20 protein-coding genes are annotated in these 21,307 nt (G+C 54.6%); 9 read left to right on the forward strand and 11 right to left on the reverse strand.

What is annotated here, in order from left to right:
* Window positions 1-70: 70 nt before the first annotated feature.
* A complete protein-coding gene (gene adeD, locus JO226_RS17050; RefSeq protein WP_293606948.1) occupies window positions 71-1,837 on the reverse strand; it encodes an adenine deaminase in 1,767 nt (588 codons plus the stop codon).
* 178 nt (window positions 1,838-2,015) lie between these two features.
* On the opposite strand from adeD, the gene JO226_RS17055 reads away from it, so the two are divergent.
* Window positions 2,016-3,338 (forward strand): NCS2 family permease, encoded by a 1,323-nt coding sequence (locus JO226_RS17055; protein ID WP_293606949.1) that lies wholly within the window; start codon window positions 2,016-2,018, stop codon window positions 3,336-3,338.
* 76 nt (window positions 3,339-3,414) lie between these two features.
* On the opposite strand, the gene mcbA is transcribed toward JO226_RS17055, so the two are convergent.
* The gene (gene mcbA, locus JO226_RS17060) at window positions 3,415-3,684 is read right to left on the reverse strand and encodes a DUF1471 family periplasmic protein McbA (RefSeq protein ID WP_293606950.1); all 270 of its coding nucleotides are present in this window, start codon (window positions 3,682-3,684) and stop codon (window positions 3,415-3,417) included.
* A gap of 181 nt (window positions 3,685-3,865) precedes the next feature.
* On the opposite strand from mcbA, the gene rlmF reads away from it, so the two are divergent.
* Window positions 3,866-4,792, forward strand: coding sequence for a 23S rRNA (adenine(1618)-N(6))-methyltransferase RlmF (gene rlmF, locus JO226_RS17065; protein WP_293606951.1), 927 nt, complete (start codon window positions 3,866-3,868; stop codon window positions 4,790-4,792).
* A gap of 48 nt (window positions 4,793-4,840) precedes the next feature.
* On the opposite strand, the gene glnQ is transcribed toward rlmF, so the two are convergent.
* The 5 genes from glnQ to rhtA all read right to left on the reverse strand — a co-directional run bounded on the left by glnQ (window position 4,841) and on the right by rhtA (window position 8,934).
* Window positions 4,841-5,563 (reverse strand): glutamine ABC transporter ATP-binding protein GlnQ, encoded by a 723-nt coding sequence (glnQ, locus tag JO226_RS17070; RefSeq protein ID WP_293606952.1) that lies wholly within the window; start codon window positions 5,561-5,563, stop codon window positions 4,841-4,843.
* Window positions 5,560-6,219 (reverse strand): glutamine ABC transporter permease GlnP, encoded by a 660-nt coding sequence (glnP, locus tag JO226_RS17075; protein ID WP_293606953.1) that lies wholly within the window; start codon window positions 6,217-6,219, stop codon window positions 5,560-5,562. Before glnP ends, glnQ begins: the two co-directional genes overlap by 4 nt.
* A 78-nt stretch (window positions 6,220-6,297) precedes the next feature.
* Window positions 6,298-7,044 carry a glutamine ABC transporter substrate-binding protein GlnH gene (gene glnH, locus JO226_RS17080; protein WP_293606954.1) on the reverse strand — a complete coding sequence of 249 codons (747 nt, stop codon included), beginning with the start codon at window positions 7,042-7,044 and terminating at the stop codon, window positions 6,298-6,300.
* A gap of 359 nt (window positions 7,045-7,403) precedes the next feature.
* On the reverse strand, window positions 7,404-7,907 hold the full coding sequence (dps, locus tag JO226_RS17085; protein WP_293606955.1) for a DNA starvation/stationary phase protection protein Dps: 504 nt from the start codon (window positions 7,905-7,907) through the stop codon (window positions 7,404-7,406).
* Between the two features lie 139 nt (window positions 7,908-8,046).
* Window positions 8,047-8,934, reverse strand: a complete 888-nt coding sequence (gene rhtA / locus JO226_RS17090; RefSeq protein ID WP_293606956.1) for a threonine/homoserine exporter RhtA — start codon at window positions 8,932-8,934, stop codon at window positions 8,047-8,049.
* Between the two features lie 354 nt (window positions 8,935-9,288).
* Here rhtA and ompX point away from each other — a divergent pair, with 354 nt between their 5' ends.
* Window positions 9,289-9,801, forward strand: coding sequence for an outer membrane protein OmpX (gene ompX, locus JO226_RS17095; RefSeq protein WP_293606957.1), 513 nt, complete (start codon window positions 9,289-9,291; stop codon window positions 9,799-9,801).
* A 65-nt stretch (window positions 9,802-9,866) separates the two neighbouring features.
* On the opposite strand, the gene JO226_RS17100 is transcribed toward ompX, so the two are convergent.
* Entirely contained in the window at window positions 9,867-11,453 is a 1,587-nt protein-coding gene (locus JO226_RS17100) for a phosphoethanolamine transferase (RefSeq protein ID WP_293606958.1), read from the reverse strand.
* Between the two features lie 104 nt (window positions 11,454-11,557).
* Here JO226_RS17100 and JO226_RS17105 point away from each other — a divergent pair, with 104 nt between their 5' ends.
* The gene (locus JO226_RS17105) at window positions 11,558-11,749 is read left to right on the forward strand and encodes a hypothetical protein (protein WP_293606959.1); all 192 of its coding nucleotides are present in this window, start codon (window positions 11,558-11,560) and stop codon (window positions 11,747-11,749) included.
* Here the strand turns inward: JO226_RS17105 and mntS are convergent.
* Window positions 11,725-11,850 carry a manganase accumulation protein MntS gene (gene mntS, locus JO226_RS17110; protein ID WP_293606960.1) on the reverse strand — a complete coding sequence of 42 codons (126 nt, stop codon included), beginning with the start codon at window positions 11,848-11,850 and terminating at the stop codon, window positions 11,725-11,727. The genes JO226_RS17105 and mntS overlap by 25 nt on opposite strands.
* A gap of 186 nt (window positions 11,851-12,036) precedes the next feature.
* Here mntS and mntR point away from each other — a divergent pair, with 186 nt between their 5' ends.
* From mntR to JO226_RS17130, 4 genes are all read left to right on the forward strand, one after another.
* A complete protein-coding gene (gene mntR, locus JO226_RS17115) occupies window positions 12,037-12,510 on the forward strand; it encodes a manganese-binding transcriptional regulator MntR (protein WP_293606961.1) in 474 nt (157 codons plus the stop codon).
* Complete coding sequence (locus JO226_RS17120; RefSeq protein ID WP_293606962.1) at window positions 12,507-13,619, forward strand: SLC13 family permease; 1,113 nt, start codon at window positions 12,507-12,509, stop codon at window positions 13,617-13,619. Before mntR ends, JO226_RS17120 begins: the two co-directional genes overlap by 4 nt.
* A gap of 149 nt (window positions 13,620-13,768) precedes the next feature.
* A complete protein-coding gene (locus JO226_RS17125) occupies window positions 13,769-15,142 on the forward strand; it encodes a glycoside hydrolase family 1 protein (protein WP_293606963.1) in 1,374 nt (457 codons plus the stop codon).
* 172 nt (window positions 15,143-15,314) lie between these two features.
* Complete coding sequence (locus tag JO226_RS17130) at window positions 15,315-16,031, forward strand: GntR family transcriptional regulator (RefSeq protein WP_293606964.1); 717 nt, start codon at window positions 15,315-15,317, stop codon at window positions 16,029-16,031.
* Window positions 16,032-16,118: 87 nt separating this feature from the next.
* Here JO226_RS17130 and ldtB read toward each other — a convergent pair whose 3' ends face one another.
* Complete coding sequence (ldtB, locus tag JO226_RS17135; protein WP_293606965.1) at window positions 16,119-17,039, reverse strand: L,D-transpeptidase; 921 nt, start codon at window positions 17,037-17,039, stop codon at window positions 16,119-16,121.
* A 217-nt stretch (window positions 17,040-17,256) separates the two neighbouring features.
* On the opposite strand from ldtB, the gene JO226_RS17140 reads away from it, so the two are divergent.
* Window positions 17,257-18,852, forward strand: a complete 1,596-nt coding sequence (locus tag JO226_RS17140; RefSeq protein WP_293606966.1) for an ABC-F family ATPase — start codon at window positions 17,257-17,259, stop codon at window positions 18,850-18,852.
* A gap of 86 nt (window positions 18,853-18,938) precedes the next feature.
* On the opposite strand, the gene JO226_RS17145 is transcribed toward JO226_RS17140, so the two are convergent.
* Window positions 18,939-21,302 (reverse strand): glycoside hydrolase family 31 protein, encoded by a 2,364-nt coding sequence (locus JO226_RS17145; protein WP_293606967.1) that lies wholly within the window; start codon window positions 21,300-21,302, stop codon window positions 18,939-18,941.
* Window positions 21,303-21,307 lie beyond the last annotated feature (5 nt).

The following is a 21,307-nucleotide window of genomic DNA, read 5'->3' on the forward strand; positions in this document are numbered from 1 at the left end:
GGTGAGCGCCGGCCTGGAACGCGTGGCTGAGTGCGGGTAGGATGCGACCGCTGGCGCGGCCGCACAGACCTTAGCGCTCGACTTCGAGCGACGTGAAGCAAAAATCGCTGCTGTCAAAAAGCCCCTTGCTGGTGAGCTTAAGTGCCGGGATCACCGGCAAAGACAGGAACGCCATCTGGATAAACGGTTCGTCGAGCGTAATGCTGCACTCCCGACAGGCCGCTTTCAAATCGCCAATTTGCCGGGCGAGCGTATCGGCAGGCTCGGCGCTCATCAGCCCGGCGATGGGCAACGGCAGATGGCAGGCCACGTCCTCGCCGCGCACCACGCAAAGCCCGCCGCCGTCGAGTATCACCTGATTGACCGCCAGCGCCATCTCCTCACAGCTACGGCCCACCACGACGATATTATGGCTGTCATGACTCACGGTGGCGGCCACCGCGCCGCTGCGCAGACCAAAACCGCGCAACAGGCCGCAGGCTGCGGGGAGCTGGTGTCCATAGCGTTCAAGCACGGCGATAAAACAGATATCGCTGTCTGTCAGACCCTGCGACGAGTGGACATATTCCGAGGCCGGTGTGATGAGCTCGCCGGGGATAATATTCATCACCCTGTAGCGTTTGCCCGGCGCGAGTGCGAAGGAGAAGTCGCCTGCGCTGACGGGAAGGCGGGAAACCGTATTGCCATACGGCGGTCGGCTGTGCTGCAACCGGGTATGCTCATCGGCCTGTAGCGCCGGAAGCGAAAGCGGTTCGCCTTTGATAAACACCTGCTGAATATCGACGTTGCGAACATTGCGCAGCAACACGATATCCGCCTGCTTGCCCGGCGCCAGCAGCCCAAGATGTTTCAGCCCGAAATGGCGGGCAGGGGACCAGCTGGCGACCCGGTAAGCGACATGTACCGGCACGTTGTGTTGAGTGATGAGTTTACGGATCAGCGCATCGATATGCCCTTCGTGTGCGATTTCCCACGGGTTTCGGTCATCGGTGCACAGCATGCACTGGGGGCTGTTCATCTCGGTAATGAGCGGCGCCAGGGTGTCGAGATTTCGGGCGGCAGAACCTTCGCGGATCATCAGCGCCATGCCCGCGCGCAACTTTTCACGCCCCTCCTGGAGAGCCCAGGTTTCGTGGCAGTTTTCGATCCCGGCGGCAATATAGGCGCTGAGCCCTTTACCGCTCAGCCCTGGACAGTGGCCGTCGAGGGTCAGATGGCGAAAGGCATCCAGCTTATCCAGCAACGCGGCATTGCCGGCGATGACGCCCGGGTAATCCATGACCTCCGCAAGCCCCGTCACTCGCGGGTGATCGCGCCATTTCAGCATGGCTGCGAGCGGGAACTCTGCGCCGTTGATATCGCTGCCGCTCAGGGCCGGTACGCATGAACTTATCTGAATATACTGATTCTGCCGCGCCTGCTCCGCACAGCGGATAAACCAGGCGAGTCCCTCTTCGCCCATGACGTTGACAATTTCGTGAGGGTCGCAAATAAGGGTAGTTAACCCGTGCGGCAGCGTGGCAGTCTCGAAAGTGACCGGCGTCATCATGCTGGATTCAATATGCAGATGGGCGTCGATAAACCCCGGTGCGGCAACGGCGCCCGCGGCGTCCACGCGATGTTTGGCCTGCGCATCGGCATAGGCGGGCCCAACGCCGGCGATATGTCGACCTTTGATGACGATGGGGCCTGGGATCGCTTCGCCGTTGATGACGTCGAGGACGGTGACATTATCAATAATATAATCAGCGATGGCTTCACCGCGCGCGACAGCCAGTAATTCACGATGCTGCTTGCGGCTAATTTCATGATATTTTAAATTAATATTCGCATCCATGTTTTTCTCATTTTGATTTTATCAAATTGATTCTTGAATTATCGTCTTTATTATTTTTAGTGTAATATCAGGCCATCGTTCATGATGTGATAAAACTCACTGAACTGATTGATGAATATACTTTAAAAGTAGGCGGGATTTATTGATCTGGACTTGTCTCTTTATATGGATGGCAAAAATGAATAGTAATCTTGCTGAAAGTAAAAGTGATGGCACAGACTTTTTTAAGCTCAGCCAACACGGTACGACGATACGCACCGAAGTCATCGCGGGAATGACGACGTTTCTGACGATGGTCTACATTGTTTTCGTAAACCCCCAGATCCTCGGGGCGGCGCATATGGATGCGAAAGTGGTGTTTGTCACCACCTGCCTGATTGCTGGTATCGGCAGTATTGCGATGGGGATACTGGCGAATCTGCCCGTTGCCCTGGCGCCTGCCATGGGGCTTAACGCCTTCTTTGCCTTTGTCGTCGTCGGGGCCATGGGCATTAGCTGGCAGACCGGGATGGGCGCCATTTTTTGGGGGGCGGTTGGGCTGTTTTTATTAACCCTGTTTCGTATACGCTACTGGATGATCTCTAATATTCCGATAAGCCTGCGTATCGGTATTACCAGCGGTATTGGTTTATTTATTGCCATGATGGGGCTTAAAAACGCGGGTGTTATCGTCGCGAATAAAGATACGCTGGTGGCAATTGGTGATTTAACATCGCACGGCGTGTTATTAGGCATTGCAGGTTTCTTTATTATTGCGGTGCTATCCTCGAGAAATTTCCATGCTTCGGTGTTGGTGTCTATTGTTGTTACGTCGCTGTTCGGACTGTATTTAGGCGACGTTAAGTTTAGCGGGGTGTATTCTGCGCCACCGAATGTCTTTAGCGTGATTGGCGAGGTGGATATTTCAGGGGCGCTGTCGCTCAATTTAGCCGGAATTATTTTCTCCTTTATGCTGATCAATCTATTTGACTCATCAGGAACGCTCATTGGCGTGGCGGATAAAGCGGGTTTGATCGATAAGGAAGGGCGGTTTCCGAACATGCATAAGGCGCTGTATGTCGATAGCCTGAGCTCGGTTGCCGGGGCGTTTATCGGCACCTCATCGGTGACGGCCTATATCGAGAGCACGTCCGGGGTCTCCGTTGGCGGTCGTACGGGATTAACGGCGGTTGTGGTGGGGCTTCTGTTTCTGCTGGTGATGTTTTTCTCGCCGTTGGCCGAAATGGTGCCGGGCTATGCGACGGCAGGCGCACTGGTCTTTGTCGGGGTATTAATGACCGCGAGCCTGGCCCGCGTGGACTGGCAGGATTTTACCGAGTCGGTGCCTACGTTTATCACCGCGGTGATGATGCCATTTACCTTTTCCATTACCGAGGGGATCGCGCTGGGATTTATGAGCTACTGCATTATGAAGGTGTTCACCGGACGCTGGCGGGAGCTGAATTTGTGTGTGGTGGTGGTGGCGCTGCTGTTTGTCCTGAAAATTGCGTTTGTTGATTAAAAAAAAGCCCGTTCAGTGGCGGACGGGCAAACTAAGGGTAATAAACAGGGTCAATGAGGGTCGTTCTGGGTGGCAATTATTTGTAGATGGTGGCGGTGCCGAACATTTTGTTCTCGCCGCCTGCGGAGTCAACGACATAGCCTTTCGCCCCTTGTTCACGGGCCTTTTCGGCCAGTTTGGCTTGCAAATCATCGAGATTGTCGGCGCCGGAGGCAGACACCGTTCCGGCCGGGCGTAGCTGCCCGGTATCACCGTTTGTCAGCTGTTGAGGTGCGCCAGCGACCGAGAAAGAAAGCGTTGCCAGGACACCGACACTGATGGCGATTGCTATCAACGTTTTTTTCATATGCACATCCTCTTGGTTACAGCAGGGCATTTAAAGTGTAGGCAGGGATGAGAGGGGCAATCCCGCAAAAAATCGCGGATCTCCGGTCTGTTTTTTGAACGACACGAGTTGCCCGGGAAGACGCTTATTTACCTTGTCGTCGTCAACGGGTATCTTACGCCGCTGCTGACAGGAGGATGCCATGAAATCTCAAAAGCCGGGTTTGCACCCGCGTAACCGCCACCATCAACGCTATGATTTACCGGCGTTGTGCCAAATTTGCCCGGAACTTTCGGCATTTATCCTTCTTAACCCGGCGGGGGAACAGACCGTTGATTTTTCCCGTCCAGAGGCGGTAAAGGCGCTGAACAAAGCGCTGCTGGCCTTTTTTTACGACGTCAAACAGTGGGACATCCCCGACGGTTTTCTCTGCCCGCCGGTGCCTGGGCGCGCTGACTATATTCATCATCTGGCCGATCTGCTGGCACAAACCCACGGCGATATCCCTCGTCAGGCGACTATCCTGGATATCGGAACCGGCGCGAACTGCATCTACCCGCTGATTGGCAGCCACGAGTACGGCTGGCGTTTTACCGGCAGCGAAGTATATCCCCAGGCGCTCAGCAGCGCGCAGGCGATCGTTAACGCCAATCCGGGGTTAAGCCGCCAGATTCGTCTGCGTCGGCAGAAAGACCCTAAGGCGATTCTCTGCGGGGTAGTGCATAAAAATGAGGTGTATGACGCCACGCTGTGCAACCCGCCGTTTCACGATTCCGCCGCCAGCGCGCAGCAGGGGAGCGAGCGTAAGCGTCGTAATCTGGGGCTTGGCGATCGCGATGCGCTCAATTTTGGCGGTCAGCAGCAGGAGCTCTGGTGCGAGGGAGGCGAGGTGGCCTTTATCAGCCAGATGATTGCCGAAAGCGCTCAGTTCGCTCAGCAGGTGATGTGGTTTACCTCGCTGGTCTCGCGCGGCGATAACCTGCCGGAGCTTTATCGTGCATTGACTCGCGTCGGGGCGGTAAAGGTGGTGAAAAAAGAGATGGCCCAGGGACAAAAACAGAGTCGTTTTATCGCCTGGACCTTCCTTGATGACGACAAGCGTCGTCGCTTTGCCGCACGCGCCCGCTAACTGACGAGGCGTTTGTCTGGCCTCGCGGGCGAGGCCAGACGCGCAGCATCAGGAGACGTGTTGCAGGAACTCCTGCAAGCGCTGGCTTGGCGGGTTCTGGATAAGATCGTGCGGATTGCCGTCTTCCGCAATACGCCCTTTGTCGATGAAGATAAGACGTGACGCGACTTTTTCGGCAAAACCGACTTCGTGCGTGACGATAACCATCGTCATCCCTTCTTCCGCCAGATCCTGCATGACCTTCAGCACTTCGTGACGCAGTTCCGGGTCAAGTGCCGAGGTCGGTTCATCAAACAGCATCATTTTCGGCTTAACCGCCAGCGCGCGGGCAATGGCGACGCGCTGCTGCTGACCGCCGGAAAGTTCAGACGGGTAGTGGTGCGCGCGTTCGGCAAGCCCGACTTTCGCCAGCAGTTCTTTCGCCAGTCTTTCCGCCGCCTCTTTTGACGCGCCGCGCACGCGCTGCGGGCCAAACATGACGTTTTCCAGCGCCGTCAGATGCGGGAACAGATAAAACTGTTGAAACACCATACCGGCTTCCTGGCGGATTAGGCGCTCGTCCACTTTCGGGTCGTTCACCTTCAGACCGTCGACGATCAGGTCGCCGCTGGTTATCTCTTCGAGCTTGTTGATGCAGCGCAGCAGGGTGGATTTCCCGGAGCCTGACGGCCCGATAATGACCACCACTTCACCTTTGGTGATGTGCAAATCAATATTGTGCAGCACCTGGGTTTTACCAAAGTGCTTGGAGACGTTTTTAAATTCAATCACAGGATTTTCATCCTTCTTTCAAGACGGCGCAGAACAAAGCTCAGAACCAGAGTGATAATGAGATAAATAACCGCCACGGCGCTCCAGATTTCCAGTGCGCGGAAGTTACCGGCGATGATCTCTTGCCCCTGACGGGTCAGTTCGGCAACGCCGATCACGATAAACAGCGAGGTGTCCTTGATGCTGATGATCCACTGGTTGCCCAGCGGCGGCAGCATGCGACGCAGCGCCAGCGGCAGGATCACGTGGCGAATGGTTTCGCGACGCGACAGCCCTAATGCCAGACCGGCTTCGCTGAATCCCTTATGAATCGACAGCACCGCACCGCGGGTGATTTCCGCGATATAGGCGCCGGAGTTGATCATGATGGTGACGACTGCCGCAGAGAAGGGGTCAATGCGCAGGTCGGGTAAGGCCATTGGCAGGGCGAAGTAAATGAACATCACCTGCACCACAATCGGGGTGCCGCGAATGACTTCGATGAAAACCAATGCGATGTGGTTAGCAATCCAGCCGCCGTAGGTGCGGGCGAAACCGGCGACGAGACCGATTATTAACCCGCCAACCAGACCGAGGACCGAAATCCACAGGGTCATTTTGGCGCCTTCAAGCAAGATAGGAATGGCAGGCCAGATGGCGCTCCAGTCAAACTGCATGATAATTTCCTGTTACCGTGGTTCAAAATATAAGGGGCGAAAGGTCGCCCCTTAGTTAATGAAAATTTTTAAGAATTATTATTTCGGCTCAGTGCCGAACCACTTCTTATAGATTTCGTTATAGGTGCCGTTTTCACGCAGGGTTTTCAGGGCGCCGTTCACCTTTTCACGCAGCTCGTCGCTGCCTTTCGGGAAGGCGATACCGTACTGCTGCGCTTCCAGAGACTCGCCTACCGCTTTGAACTGACCGTTACCCGCGGTTTTGATGAAGTAAAGAATGTTCGGCGTGTCGTGCAGGACGGCATCAGCGCGGTTAGTACCCAGCTCCATATAGGCGTTATCGATGTTCGGGAACTGGCGCAGGTCTTTGGTTTTGATGTTGGCTTTCGCGTAGTCGACAGAACCGGTGCCGCCCTTCACAGCAACAACTTTACCGTCGAGATCTTTCACGCTCTTGATGTCGTTGTTGTTGGCTTTCACCATCACCAGCAGGCCGCTTTTGTAGTAGCCGTCAGAGAAGTCGATCGCTTTTTTACGTTCGTCGGTAATAGTGATGCCTGCCAGCGCAACATCAACGTTTTTGGTCTGCAGCGCAGGGATGATGCCGCTGAAATCCATCGGCTTAAGGGTGTAGTCGAGTTTCAGTTCTTTAGCGATAGCGGCCCACAGATCCACGTCGAAGCCGACGTATTTGTCACCTTGTTTGAATTCGAAGGGAACGAACGCAGTATCGGTCGCGACCACCAGTTGTTTATTCGCGGCCTGGGACGATACCGCAAATGCCAGGGTAAGTGCAGCCAGTGAAACTTTTAATACAGACTTCATAGCATTTCCTTTTTTATCGATGGGGCGATCCCCTGCGGGAACGAATCTCATATGAAAGAATCGTGCCAGTTTTACAACCTGTTGTTTTACAAGGAAGTGGTTGTCAGGTGTTGCACATAAATTGTAGCAAGGCACAGGCGCTGCACCACGACAGAGCACCAAAATGGTGCGCAAGAGGGGCTGCGTCTTCTTCGATGCTATTAAGCGCGCAATGTGCTGATAAAACAACCTTTCGTTAACGATTGTGTGAGGTGATTATTACAATTGTTTTACTTATTTTGGATTTTGCTGGCAATGGAGGTGCACTATAAAAGTGCAAAGCCCCTCAGGAGAGGGGCTGGAGGGGCATTGAGATAAAATTACTCGAGGTTGGCTTCGATGAACCACAGGAACTTATCGAGGTCCCGGGATGCCGCAGTGAAAATGTCGGCTGTGTCTTCATCTTTTGCTTCGCTAATTGCTTTGCGGACATCGTTCGCGACGATAGCGTAACGTTCTGCCAGCTCTTTCAGGTGATCCTGCACGTTGTGGATATCCAGCGGGTAGCTTTTCAGCGGCGTTTTGCTGTTGATGACCTGGGTGGTGCCGAGGGCAACGCCGCCCAGCTGTACGGCGCGTTCGGCCATCGTATCCAGGTGGTCGGTCAGCGCGGTGCGAAAGCCATCCAGCATTTCATGAACGGCGATAAAGTTTGCGCCACGCATATTCCAGTGAGCCTGCTTGGTGATAAGCGACAGGTCGATGAACTGGATAACCTGGCGGTTCAGCAGCTCCACGGTCGCTTTTTTATCGCTGTCAGACACATCGTTGCGGGTATAAAGCAGATTTGATGTTTTCGTTTTTACCAGTTTAGCGGTGGCCATAATCCATCTCCTCTTGATGTTATTAGTCCAGGTATTTTCCGGGATTAAGTATAACAGCGCCGGAAGGGCCCGAGGCGCAGGAGGTACCTATTACTCCAATAGCGCAATTAACATAGCTAATTGCGCTAAAAGCAGGATGTTAGCCAACATCCACGTGCTCAATTTTGCTTTCCCGCCGCTGGGTCAACGTCGAACCCATCGAGGCGGCGATGATCGCGCCAAGCGCCAGGGTTTGCGATAAGGTCAGCACTTCGCCGAGGAAAATCATACCGGATATGGCTGCCAGCGCAGGCTCCATACTCATTAATGTGCCAAATGTACGGGTGGGTAAACGGGTCAGGGCGATCATCTCCAGCGAGTAGGGCAGCGCCGTCGACAGGATAGCGATAGCCAGCCCTAGCGGCAGTATCGACCAGTGCCACAGGGCATCGCCAGCTTGCAGTACGCCAATGGGGACGAACACCAGCGCCGCAATGAGTGAACCCATGGCGACCGTTGCCGGACCGTGCTCTTCTCCGGCGCGTTGGCCCGCCAGAATATAGACCGCCCAGCAGGCACCCGCCGCCAGCGCTAACGCGGCCCCGGTGATATCCACGTGCGCGACATTCTGGCCGAGCGGCAGCAGAAACCACAACCCCAATACCGCCAGCGCGACCCAAATGAAATCGACCAGCCGACGTGAGGCGAACAGGGCCACCGCCAGCGGGCCGGTAAATTCAAGGGCAACGGCGATCCCCAGCGGGATGCGCTGAATCGACAGGTAGAACAGATAGTTCATCGCGCCAAGCGACAGGCCGTAAAACAGCAGCGGCAGACGTTGTTCACGGGCAAAGCGCAGGCGCCAGGGTTTAAAGATGCAAACCAGGATGAGCGTACCGAGCGTCAGGCGCAGTGCGGTTACGCCGGGAGCGCCGACGACCGGGAACAACGATTTGGCAAGCGATGCGCCGCTCTGAATAGACGCCATGGCGATCAGTAAAACAAGGACGGGCAACCACACAGGCACCTTACGAGACAACCCTGGCATCCTTTCTCCTGTCAGATTTTGTCAAAAGAGGTAAAACCCGCAGTGTAAATGAATTACCCCTTTCCGGTTTAGCTTTTGTTGAAAAAAAAGCGTCGGGAAGCTCGTAGAATGGTTGATCGTTGATGGGATATTTCACTACCAGATTAGGATTAATCTGGATGAGCGTGCCGTTCCTTACGCGCCATAATGGCGAATAATGCGTGAAAGTGGCTGATTTTTGAAAGGGATAGTCAATCATGGAAACATTTGGTTACATGAAAGCACCCGTTAGACAACATCAATCACAAAGAGTTTCTTAACAATTTTTGATATATTTAAAACTTAGGATTTACTTGAAGCACATTTGAGGTGGTTATGAAAAAAATTGCATGTCTTTCAGCACTGGCCGCAGTTCTGGCTGTTTCCGCAGGTTCCGCAGTAGCAAGCACTTCTACCGTTACCGGTGGTTACGCTCAGAGCGATATGCAGGGCGTTGTTAACAAAGCGAACGGTTTCAACCTGAAATACCGCTACGAGCAGGACAACAGCCCGCTCGGCGTGATCGGTTCCTTCACCTACACCGAGAAAAACAACACCGACGGCGGCTCTTACAACAAATCTCAGTACTACGGTATCACTGCTGGTCCGGCTTACCGCATCAACGATTGGGCGAGCGTCTACGGCGTAGTGGGCCTGGGCTACGGTAAATTCCAGTCTACTAACTTCCCGGTAGATAAAGCTGACACCAGCGACTATGGTTTCTCCTACGGCGCAGGCGTTCAGTTCAACCCGATCGAAAACGTTGCTCTGGACTTCTCCTACGAGCAGTCTCGTATTCGTAGCGTTGACGTTGGCACCTGGATCGCAGGCGTTGGTTACCGTTTCTAATCACTTCGGTGATAATAAAAATCCGCCCATTTTGGGCGGATTTTTTTTGCCTGTAAGCCGGAGCGTTAACGGCTCTTAGTGGAAAAGAGGTCGGTGCCGAGGTGGTTGAAGTCCACCTTCTGCAGCTGGAAGTTGGTGATATAGACCGGACTGGCTTTCTGTTCTGAGATAAAGCGGTAGGGGCTGGCGATTTCTTTTGCCTGAATACCGGTCCACTGCGAGAAAAAGCGCAGGAAATCATTCGCGGAGCGGCGCGCTTTAATGACGCGGTGGGTTTTATCATCGCTGGAGAGCACCATAAACGGCACCTGGAAGTTCTGCTGGAACTTGTCATCGTGCGCCAGATACTGCACCTCTTTACCCCGTTCTTTGAACGCCAGACCGTGGTCGGAGAAGTAGACCATTGAGAAACTCTCGCCGGTATTACGTAACTGCGCATAAAGTTTGCTGAGCAGATCGTCGGTTTGCGTCATGCTGTACAAGTAACAGGATGTTTCTTTCGACTGCACGAAAACGTCATATTTACCCTGGGTGCGATCGCAAGCCTGAGGATGCGAACCCATCAGGTGTAAAACGATCAGCTGTGGCTGCGTACGCGGCGTCGACAGCACCTGGGCGGTCATTTTCAGCAGGTCGTCATCACGGGTATTTTTATCCGCTTCGAAATCACCGCTTTTCAGAAAATGCGCCTCATCGGCACGCTTGGCGATGCTGGCTATTGCCGTATCGTACTGGCCGATTTGTCCCTGGTTGGAGAACCACCAGGTCTGGAAACCGGCGCGGTTGGCGAGGGTGACAAAGTTATCCTGATACAGCGGCTTGCCGTCCACGACCCGGTTGAGGGTCAGGCCCAGCGATTTTTGCGTCGAGCCGCTGGCGGCAATGTAATCGGCAAACAGAGTGCCGTTGACATGGCTGGCAAACGGCGTGTTATCCCAGTGGCCGCCGAACGCGCCGAGCGCATCGCGGCGCGCGCTTTCACCAATGACCACGACATAGGTGTGATACTTCGGTTTTACCGCCACCACGTTCCAGGTGTCTTTCTGGTCGGCAAACTGCGCCAGGCGCGCCTGTTCGTCCAGAACCTGCTGGTTGCTGACCACGACATCATGGGCAAAGCGCGCGACCGGATAGCCGACTTTGCTGATACGAAAAACGCCGTCCCACGCGATTTCCTGAACCGGTCTGACAAAGGCGGTGCCGATGCAAAACAGTAAGCACAGCAGCTCGATTTTGCTCCACGGGCGTTTTTCTTCATGATGCTTGCGGCGAAAGGCAACGACGCCAAGGATGAAAATAAAGACCGCAATAAAGTAGCTGTACCACGGAAATATGGTCAGTATCTCGGTGGATTCTTCAACGTTAGTGGAATGAAGTGCCAGCAACGTATTGAAATTGGGGGCGCCGTAGGCCTGAGCAAACGGGTAATAAAAGGCCGCAATCAGAGAGATGACGGCGAGCAGCGTTTTTTGCACGCGCGGGGCGGCCCGCCACAGCAGATGCAAGACGCCAGCAAAAGCGAAGGTATAAAGCAGGCTGAAAGGGTACCCGAGTGCCAGATTAATCAGCAACGACTGTAAAACGTAAAATCCGGTCCATGGGCTTAACGCCAGGCCACGCGCAGCCAGCGATTCTTTCAGGGTAATATTCATAAGTCACAATCAAAAAAACCGCCATGTGCGTCCCCTGGCGTCAAGGGATTAAAACTGCCGGGCAGTGCGTGTAGAAGGGGTTCAACGAGGCGCAGGAGCAGCAGGTGTCGCTAGAAGATAAATTTGATGGAGGAGAAGATCAACTGTCTATAACAAATTGTTTTGGGAGGAAGATTGCAAATCCGGAAAAAAAGAGGGGTTTTGTGGGAAAAACAGTCAGTATTCCACCTTCAGATGACAGAAAAATGAAGCGGCGTACCGCGACGCCGCATCAGTGGGATGGCTTATTTTGCTGAGGTTTGCCGTTGATGATGTCGCACAGCATGCTGACCAACATCAGGCGTACCTTAAAAGGAGAATGGCTAAACACCCGTAAGCACCTCTTCAGTTCGTTCATAGGGCCTCCTGAACCTTTCCGCACCTTCGTTCCGTGAAGGAATGTTCGTATTACATACAGATATAGCACAGGCTATGTTGTATAGCTATGGCTAAAACGTGAATTTTTTGTGCTCTGAGGCCAATCCTTTACAATGGGGGTACCTTTATAAGACGCTTTGACGCGTCACCATGATGAGGAAGCAAAATGAGCCGTCGCCCGGGCACGCCAGGAACAAAAAAAGTGACGCAATTAGTGAATGTCGAAGAGCATGTCGAAGGGTTTCGCCAGGTGCGTGAAGCGCACCGCCGCGAGCTGATTGATGATTACGTTGAGCTGATTTCCGATCTTATCCGCGAAGTGGGCGAAGCGCGCCAGGTGGATATGGCGGCGCGTTTAGGCGTTTCACAACCCACCGTCGCCAAAATGCTCAAACGACTCGCCGGGGTAGGGCTTATCGAGCAGATCCCCTGGCGCGGCGTTTTTCTGACCCCCGAAGGTGAAAAGCTGGCGCAGGAAAGCCGCGAACGTCACCATATAGTCGAAAACTTTTTACGGGTCATTGGTGTAAGTCCGGAAATTGCCCGCCGGGACGCCGAGGGGATGGAGCACCATGTCAGTGAAGAGACGCTTGAACGCTTTCGCCAGTTCACGCTCGCCGCTGAACAACAATTGCCATGACGTTGCCGTTTTTGCGGTCGCTGCGCCATGACCGCTTTTTGCATCTGCTGGTGCTGACGGGCGTTCTGCTCAGCGTCTGGCTGCCGTTTCATCCCGCCGCGTGGCTGACCGCCATCGACTGGCACACTATTGTTACCCTGAGCGGCCTGATGCTGCTCACTAAAGGCGTTGAGCTGAGCGGCTACTTTGACGTGGTGGGGCGAAAAATGGTGCGGCGTTTCGTCACCGAACGCCAGCTGGCGCTGTTTCTGCTGCTCGCCGCAGCGCTGTTGTCGACGTTTCTGACCAACGACGTGGCGCTGTTTATCGTGGTGCCGTTAACCATTACGCTCAAGAAATGGTGTGCGATACCGATTAACCGGCTGATCATTTTTGAAGCCCTGGCGGTAAATGCCGGATCGTTGCTGACGCCGATTGGCAACCCGCAAAACATCTTGCTGTGGGGACGCTCCGGGCTGTCGTTCACCGCCTTCAGCGGGCAGATGGCGCCGCTGTCGCTGGTGATGGTGCTGACGCTTGTCGCGCTGTGCTGGTTTTGCTTTCCGGCGAAAGCGCTGCATTACCAGAGCGCCGACCGGATGCCGCCGTGGCAACCGAAGCTGGTGTGGAGCTGCCTTGCCTTCTACCTTATCTTTTTGCTGGCGCTGGAACTCCGTCTTGAGCTTGGAGGGCTTGCTCTGCTGGTGGCGGGTTTCCTTGCCCTGGAAAGAAAAGTGGTGCTCAGCGTCGACTGGACGCTGCTGCTGGTCTTTATGGCGATGTTTATCGATGTCTCTCTGCTTACCCAGCTTCCGTTGCTGCAAACGCTGTTGAGCGACATCGGCCAGTATGGCGACGTCCGGTTGTGGCTGACGGCGATAGGACTGTCGCAAGTCATAAGCAATGTGCCATCGACTATCCTGTTGCTTAACTATGTTTCTCCTTCCTTGCTGCTGGCATGGGCGGTCAACGTTGGCGGATTCGGCCTGCTGCCGGGGTCGCTTGCGAATCTGATAGCCCTGCGCATGGCTAACGACCGACGCATCTGGTGGCGTTTTCACCTCTACTCATTACCGATGCTGCTGTGGGCAGCCGTGGTAGGTTACCTGCTGCTCGTCTGCCTTCGTTAGGATCGTGCGAGCCTGAATGTCGGCGAAATCGGCTTTTTCTTTTCGAAACTGCTCACAAATTCCGCACAGCCTCTTTGCCTGAATTGTCATTTTTGTTTATATGACTGGTCATTTCATTTAAATGACTAGTCATATAAGGAAGTGACGGAATGAGCACATTGCCAGCAGGATTTTTATGGGGCAACTCGGTGTCCAGCATGCAGACCGAAGGCGCATGGAATGAGGGAGGGAAGGGGATGTCGGTTTACGATATTCGCGAACCCGGCGAGTTCGCCTCCGACTGGAAGGTAGCGACTGATTCATACCACCGCTATCAGGAAGATTTCGACCTGATGAAAGATCTTGGGATGAACTGCTACCGCTTTCAGATAGCCTGGAGCCGCGTCTGTCCTACTGGCGATGGCGCGTTTAATGAAGAGGGCATTGCGTTTTATCACCGTTTTATCGATGACCTGATCGCCCGCGGCATTGAACCGATGATCTGCCTGTACCACTTCGATATGCCGTTGCACCTCGCTGAGACCTACAACGGTTTTACCGATCGTCGGGTGATGGAAGCGTTTATCCGCTACGGTCAGAAAATGATCGACTGCTACGGCGACAAAGTGAAATGGTGGCTGACCTTTAACGAACAGAACCTCTACCACATGCCGGAGGCGTTTTGTATTTCGGGCTATATGCGCGGCGATAAAACCCTGCGTGACCTTTACGCCATCCAGCATCACGTGATGATGGCGCACGCCCACCTGACCCATTACCTGCACCAGCACAAGCCGGGGCAACTGATGGGCGGAATGCTGGCGCATGCGTTGGTCTATCCGGCGACCTGTAAGCCGCGCGACATCTTCTGCGCCCAGCAGGTCGATGAGTTTTTTAACCAGAATCTGTTACGGGTATTCGCCGGCGAAGGGTACAGCCCTGAAGTCATGGCGCTGGTCGAACGAGAAGGCTTTCGCGACCTGTATCGGGATGAGGATCTGGCGGTTCTGGCGCAGACCAAAAACGACTATATGGCGTTTAGCTACTACGCCAGTAAATCCCTCGACAGCGACGCCATTCCGCCGGGTACCGCGGTAAATAACTACATGTTGCACGGTGATAAGCGTAACCCGCATCTGCAGGCGACCGAGTGGAACTGGCAGATAGATTCGCTGGGTTTTCGCACTATTATCACCCGTTATTACAACGACTGGCGACTGCCGGTATTCCCCATTGAGAACGGTATTGGGGTGATTGAGTCGTGGGATGGCGTCAATCCGGTGGAGGATGATTACCGTATCGCATACCACCGCGATCATATCAACGCCATGAAAGACGCGATGTTTGAGGATGGTGCCCAGGTTATCGGTTACCTCGGATGGGGGCTTATCGACATTCTCAGTTCGCAGGGCGATATGCGTAAGCGCTACGGCGTGGTTTACGTTAACCGTGAAAATCACGACCTGAAAGATCTCAAGCGCGTGCCGAAGAAGAGCTATGCATGGTTAAAACGGGCGATTCACAGTAACGGCGAGGAGATGTAGTCCACCGCGGTCATGCTGATTTTTCCTCTGGCCGGTCTGGCGGGTTCGGCAGTGCGGGTGGTCCAGTTGATAATCAGCATCGTTGGTGTATTCTTCTACCGGCCTTTCCTCAAAAATGCTGAGAGAGTGGCTTTAAAAACAATGGGATAATTGAATCAAAGAAGGAAGGGCAATGGCGGCGAAGTATCTGACGATTGCGCGCGAGATTAAGAAACGCATTATCAGCCAGCAGTATTCCGCAACCGAGCCATTGCCCGATCAGCTCGCGCTGGCGGCAGAGTTCCAGACCAGCAGGATGACCATCCAGCAGGCGATGCGCCAGCTTATCGTTGAAGGGCTGATATATACCCGCCAGGGGCAGGGGACCTTCGTGCGCAAGAATTTTCTGCAGCTATCACAGTGGGATCTCTGTGGCAGCGACTACTTCGGCGCGACCAAAACCTGGGAGCATCTGGGCACGGTCGCCAGTCGGGTTGTCCGCTTTGAGTTGCGCTTCCCCAGTGAAAAAGAGCAGGCGTCGCTGCTTATTAATGCCGATTCGCCAGTGTACGACTTTGTCCGCCTGCGTTTATTAAACGACGAGCCGGTGTCGCTGGATGCGACCGTCATGCCGGTAAATCTGGTTCCGGGTCTGAATAAAAGTCACCTTGAAAGCTCGGTGTTTCGTTACGTGCAGGAGAGCGTGGGGTTAAAAATTATGGGCTCTTACCGGGTGGTGCGCGCAATCAAACCGGATGCGCTGGACCAGCAGCATCTTATCTGCAGCGAAAGCGACCCGATTCTGGAGGTGGAGCAGGTGATTTATCTGGAGGATGGCACGCCGCTGGAGTATGCGCACTGTCATTACCGCTACGATCACGGTGGTATTGTCATTGTGAATAACGGCTGAGGTTTGGTTTATCGCGGATTAGCGTGAACCAAAAAAATACCCCGGAAATATCCGAGGTATTTTATATAACGTTATATCTCTGAAGCGTTAGTTCAGACGTACTGGCATACCAGAACGGTTCTGGATTGCCTGGTTCAGTACATTCTGGTCAACGTCGGCCTGACTGGTTACGGTTTGCACCGCGTTGTTCAGCGTCACTGGCACGGTTTCACCGTGAGTGAACTGGGCTTCGGTGGTGGACAGTGGGTTGTGAACTTCTACATAGCGGCTGCCGTCTGGCTCCGTGGTCGCTTTCACCGCTTCATCGATAAACTGTACGCGCGTGCCGACAGGCACGTTCTGGAACAGGAATTTGATGTCATCGTTACGCAGGCGTACGCAGCCATGGCTTACGCGCAGACCGATACCGAAGTTCGCGTTGGTGCCGTGAATCGCATACAGGCGGCCAATATACAGCGCGTACAGACCCATCGGGTTATCCGGGCCTGCAGGGACAACGGCTGGCAGCGGGTTGCCAGCGGCAATATATTCCGCGTGCATTTTAGCCGTCGGCGTCCAGGTTGGACCGGCTTTCTTACGCTCTACAGTGGTTGTCCAGTTGATCGGCGTGTCTTTACCCAACTGACCGATGCCGATCGGCAGCACGATAACCGTGTTGGTGCCTTTAGGGTAGTAGTACAGACGCATTTCGGCGCTGTTGATGACGATACCTTCGTGCGGGGTGTCCGGCAGGATCAACTGCTGGGGAATGTTCAGCACGCTACCGCCTTTCGGCAGATACACATCGATGCCCGGGTTCGCTTCGGTCATGTTGGACAGACCCATCTGATACTCGGCAGCAAAGTACTCCAGCGGCTGCTTGTTATCTTCCGGGATGGTGATCACCTGGTTCTGACCAATCAGACGGCTGCCATCTGTCGGTAGCGGGTAAGTGACGGCTGATGCGCTATTGCAAAAGCCCACTACGGCGAACGCCGCCGCGAAAAACATCGATAGTTTCATTTTCATGTTAAGTGAAGTATCAGAGCCTTACAGGCTGTTGGTTGTAAAGTCGGGCGTTAGATGGGAGCGCATTATATGTGCATTCCACCGAACAGGGAAATCAGATGTGGATTAAATCACACTTTTTCGCGTTACTGTCAGTATAGCCGGGCTAAAGGCAGGGCGATTTTAATTCAGAACTGTGGCAAAATACGCCGTTTGTCACATCTTTCAGGATACGCCCGTGTTAGTTACCAGCAACGTTACCATGCAATTCGGCAGTAAGCCGCTGTTTGAAAATATCTCCGTTAAATTTGGCGGCGGCAACCGTTACGGCCTGATTGGCGCCAACGGCAGCGGTAAATCCACTTTTATGAAAATTCTCGGCGGCGATTTAGAACCGACGCTGGGTAACGTCTCTCTCGATCCTAATGAGCGCATCGGTAAGTTGCGCCAGGATCAGTTCGCTTTCGAATCTTTCACCGTTCTGGATACCGTCATTATGGGTCACGGCGAGCTGTGGGAAGTGAAGCAGGAGCGTGACCGCATTTACAGCCTTGCAGAAATGAGCGAGGAAGATGGCTACAAAGTTGCCGATCTGGAAGTAAAATACGGTGAAATGGACGGTTATTCCGCCGAAGCGCGCGCCGGTGAACTGCTGCTGGGCGTCGGGATTCCGGTTGAACAACATTACGGCCCGATGAGCGAAGTGGCGCCAGGTTGGAAACTGCGTGTGCTTCTGGCGCAGGCGCTGTTCTCTAATCCGGACATTCTGCTGCTCGATGAACCAACCAACAACCTGGATATCGATACCATCCGCTGGCTGGAGCAGACGCTGAACGATCGTGACAGCACCATGATAATCATCTCGCACGACCGTCACTTCCTGAATATGGTCTGCACCCACATGGCGGATCTCGACTACGGCGAACTGCGCGTGTACCCGGGCAACTACGATGAGTACATGACCGCGGCAACTCAGGCGCGCGAACGCCTGCTGGCCGATAACGCCAAGAAAAAAGCGCAAATTGCCGACCTGCAGTCCTTTGTCAGCCGCTTTAGCGCCAACGCCTCTAAATCCCGTCAGGCCACCTCGCGTGCTCGTCAGATTGACAAGATCAAGCTGGAAGAGGTGAAAGCCTCCAGCCGCCAGAACCCGTTCATCCGCTTTGAACAGGATAAAAAACTGTTCCGCAACGCGCTGGAAGTGGAGGCGCTGGCCAAAGGTTTTGATGAAGGCCCGCTGTTCAAAAACTTCAACCTGCTGCTGGAAGTGGGCGAGAAAATTGCCATCCTCGGCGCAAACGGCGTGGGTAAATCCACCATGCTGAAAACGCTGGTGGGCGAGATGACGCCGGATAACGGTACTGTGAAGTGGTCCGAAAACGCACAGATTGGCTACTACGCGCAGGACCATGAGTATGAGTTCGAAAATGGCCTGACCGTCTTCGACTGGATGAGCCAGTGGAAACAGGAAGGCGACGATGAGCAGGCGGTACGCAGTATTCTCGGCCGTCTGTTGTTCAGCCAGGACGATATCAAGAAACCGGCGAAGGTGCTTTCAGGTGGTGAGAAGGGGCGTATGCTGTTTGGCAAGCTGATGATGGAAAAGCCGAACATTCTGGTGATGGACGAACCGACCAACCACCTGGATATGGAATCTATCGAATCGCTGAACATGGCGCTGGAACTGTATCAGGGCACGCTAATCTTCGTTTCTCACGACCGTGAGTTCGTTTCATCGCTGGCGACCCGCGTCATTGAGATCACGCCAGAGCGCGTGGTGGACTTCACGGGTAATTACGAAGATTACCTGCGTAGTAAAGGGATCGAAGGCTAAAAAAAGGCCCGGTGGCTACGCTTACCGGGCCTGCTCTCCTGAGTTGTAGGCCGGGTAAGGCGAAGCCGCCACCCGGCAATTACGCACTACAGCACCCATTCACTCCCTTCAACGCCATTCACCCGTAACGTCCGTTTTTCTCCCGCCGGTAACGACAGTTTCAGCGCTTTCCACGCCGGACGATAATCGCCGCGCGTCGCTATCTTCAGGTTGATGGTCGCGCTGTCGCACACCATCTCCCATTCCAGCCACAGCGCATTGTCGCGCTGATAACCCCAGCTTTCGCCGTCATCCTCAAACAGCAGCCCGGACGTACGGCCGAGGCCTTTTACCGGGAACAATTTCAGTTCGCGCGCGTCATCTCTTGCCGCATTGACGTGAGTAATACGTTCGCTGAGCGGCAGACCGGCGCCAGCACGCACCAGCAGCGGCAGTTTTTCCAGCGGCGCATCGACGGTAATCCACTGGCCGCCGGAGAACCACGCGTGCGTGTAAAAATCGTACCAACCGGTTTCATTATCCGGCAGCCAGACCTGGCGCTCGCGCTGCCCTGGCTCTACCACGCTTGCCACCAGAATATCCCGTCCCAGCAGGAAGTCGTCGCATTCCTCGAAGGTTTGCGCATCGTGCTCGTTGTCGAGGAACGTCGGGCGCAGCATCGGCTCATCGTCGGCATGCGCCTGCCACAGCAGGGTATAAAGATAGGGCAGCAGACGGTAGCGAAGCTCAATGGCGCTGCGAATCGCCGGCGTGACGCCCGGATACATCCACGGCTCGTTAACCGTGTGGTCGTCATTCCATGAATGGATGGTAAAACGCGGATGCATCACGCCATTTTGTACCCAGCGCACAAACAGTTCGGCATCCGGCTTATCGCCAGAAAAACCGCCGACATCATGACCCACATTGAACAGCCCCGACAGGCTCATCCCGACGCCCATTCGGGTGTTGTAGCGCAGCGTCTCCCAGTTAGTGCGGTTATCGCCGCTCCAGGTTTGTACGTAGCGCTGCATCCCGGCGCAGCCGGAACGGGAGATAAGATACGGGCGTTTATCCGGGGCAAAACGCTGCTGCGCCTCCATAGAGGCACGCATCATCAGCAACGGCATCACCGGGCGAATGTGTTTGATGGCAATTTCGTTGCCGAAACCGTGGCAGCGCGCTTCGCCGTCCCATACCTCAAACTCGTTGTTGTCGTTCCAGGTAGCGTCGATACCCATTTCCAGCAGTTGGGTGGTAACGCCTTCCTGCCACCAGGCGACGGTGTCCGGGTTGGTGAAGTCGAGGTTCGACCCTTCGTCATCCCAGAAACTTGAGCGTTCCGGCGTGTCGGATTCGGAGTCGCGAATGAACAGCCCGCGAGCGGCAACCTCATGATAGCGCGGATGATCTTGCAGCAAACACGGTTTAATGTTGGCTGCCAGTTTCAACCCAGCGTCGTGGAATGCCTGGCTCATCGCCTTCGGCTGCGGCACTTTGTCGTGGTTCCAGTTAAAGACATAGCGCTTGCCGTTAATCGAGGTATAGCCGGAGGAGAGCTGGAACGAGTCGCACGGAATGGCATGCTCTTCGCACAGGCGAATAAAGTTCATCAGTTGGTTCTGCGCATCCGGCGCATCGGTGTAGTGCATGGTTGAGCCGCTGTAGCCGAGGCTCCATTTCGGCCCGAACAGCGTCTTGCCGGTCAGGCGGACAAACGCTTTGGTAACGTCCAGCACCCGCTTGCCGGTAAAAATGTAGTAATCAATATCACCGGCTTCCGCTTGCCAGCGGCGGTAGGCGGTGTGGTAGTTATCGATCTCGTTGCCCAGATCCAGCCAGCAACTGCTGAGGTTGTCGTAGAACAGACCGTAGCTCACGTCATCGCAACGGGCGATAGTGAACGGGATATGCTTGTACAGCGGGTCGGTGCTGGCGGCGTTATAGCCCATGGCGTCCAGATTACGCATCTCATAGCGTTTTCCGGTACGTTGCAGACAGCCGGCCTTCTCGCCCAGACCATAGAAACGCTCGTCCTTGCGGCGGTTCATATAGTGCGCGACGCCGTCGCCGTGCGCGTTTTGCAGATAGGCGCTGGTGGGGCGGTCGCAGGTCAGGAATTGCCACTCGCCTGCGTCGTTGCGATAGTGCCATTCCAGCCACAGCGGCTGGTGGACGGTGACGCGCAGCTGTGAGGTGGCGATGGTCAGGCTGTCGCCCTGCTGCTCCAGCGTCCAGCCCGGCAGGGTGAAACCGCTCAAATCGTCACGGGAGCGGCCTTCCCACGGCACATCCTGACCCGGGGCGATGCTCCAGGTTCGGTCCAGCGCCAGCTCGCCTTTGCGTTTGAGCAACACGCGGAACAGATTTTCTTCGAGCACATACAGACACAGCGTGTGCTGCCCGTCGACCAACAGCTCCAGATGATGGGCCGACTGTTTTTCAAAACTCCAGTGTTTAAGCGTTTTCATTATCT

This window comes from Pluralibacter sp. (genome assembly GCF_019237635.1).
Lineage (GTDB): Bacteria > Pseudomonadota > Gammaproteobacteria > Enterobacterales > Enterobacteriaceae > Enterobacter_B.

What these genes read in the sequence shown, in the direction of transcription:
- glnH (WP_293606954.1), bottom strand. Translation starts at nt 7,044, where the DNA reads ATGAAGTCTGTATTAAAAGTTTCACTGGCTGCACTTACCCTGGCATTT.
- glnP (WP_293606953.1), bottom strand. Translation starts at nt 6,219, where the DNA reads ATGCAGTTTGACTGGAGCGCCATCTGGCCTGCCATTCCTATCTTGCTT.
- dps (WP_293606955.1), bottom strand. Translation starts at nt 7,907, where the DNA reads ATGGCCACCGCTAAACTGGTAAAAACGAAAACATCAAATCTGCTTTAT.
- ompX (WP_293606957.1), top strand. Translation starts at nt 9,289, where the DNA reads ATGAAAAAAATTGCATGTCTTTCAGCACTGGCCGCAGTTCTGGCTGTT.
- mntR (WP_293606961.1), top strand. Translation starts at nt 12,037, where the DNA reads ATGAGCCGTCGCCCGGGCACGCCAGGAACAAAAAAAGTGACGCAATTA.
- mntS (WP_293606960.1), bottom strand. Translation starts at nt 11,850, where the DNA reads ATGAACGAACTGAAGAGGTGCTTACGGGTGTTTAGCCATTCTCCTTTT.
- rhtA (WP_293606956.1), bottom strand. Translation starts at nt 8,934, where the DNA reads ATGCCAGGGTTGTCTCGTAAGGTGCCTGTGTGGTTGCCCGTCCTTGTT.
- JO226_RS17145 (WP_293606967.1), bottom strand. Translation starts at nt 21,302, where the DNA reads ATGAAAACGCTTAAACACTGGAGTTTTGAAAAACAGTCGGCCCATCAT.
- JO226_RS17120 (WP_293606962.1), top strand. Translation starts at nt 12,507, where the DNA reads ATGACGTTGCCGTTTTTGCGGTCGCTGCGCCATGACCGCTTTTTGCAT.
- JO226_RS17130 (WP_293606964.1), top strand. Translation starts at nt 15,315, where the DNA reads ATGGCGGCGAAGTATCTGACGATTGCGCGCGAGATTAAGAAACGCATT.
- ldtB (WP_293606965.1), bottom strand. Translation starts at nt 17,039, where the DNA reads ATGAAAATGAAACTATCGATGTTTTTCGCGGCGGCGTTCGCCGTAGTG.
- adeD (WP_293606948.1), bottom strand. Translation starts at nt 1,837, where the DNA reads ATGGATGCGAATATTAATTTAAAATATCATGAAATTAGCCGCAAGCAG.
- JO226_RS17100 (WP_293606958.1), bottom strand. Translation starts at nt 11,453, where the DNA reads ATGAATATTACCCTGAAAGAATCGCTGGCTGCGCGTGGCCTGGCGTTA.
- rlmF (WP_293606951.1), top strand. Translation starts at nt 3,866, where the DNA reads ATGAAATCTCAAAAGCCGGGTTTGCACCCGCGTAACCGCCACCATCAA.
- JO226_RS17125 (WP_293606963.1), top strand. Translation starts at nt 13,769, where the DNA reads ATGAGCACATTGCCAGCAGGATTTTTATGGGGCAACTCGGTGTCCAGC.
- mcbA (WP_293606950.1), bottom strand. Translation starts at nt 3,684, where the DNA reads ATGAAAAAAACGTTGATAGCAATCGCCATCAGTGTCGGTGTCCTGGCA.
- JO226_RS17055 (WP_293606949.1), top strand. Translation starts at nt 2,016, where the DNA reads ATGAATAGTAATCTTGCTGAAAGTAAAAGTGATGGCACAGACTTTTTT.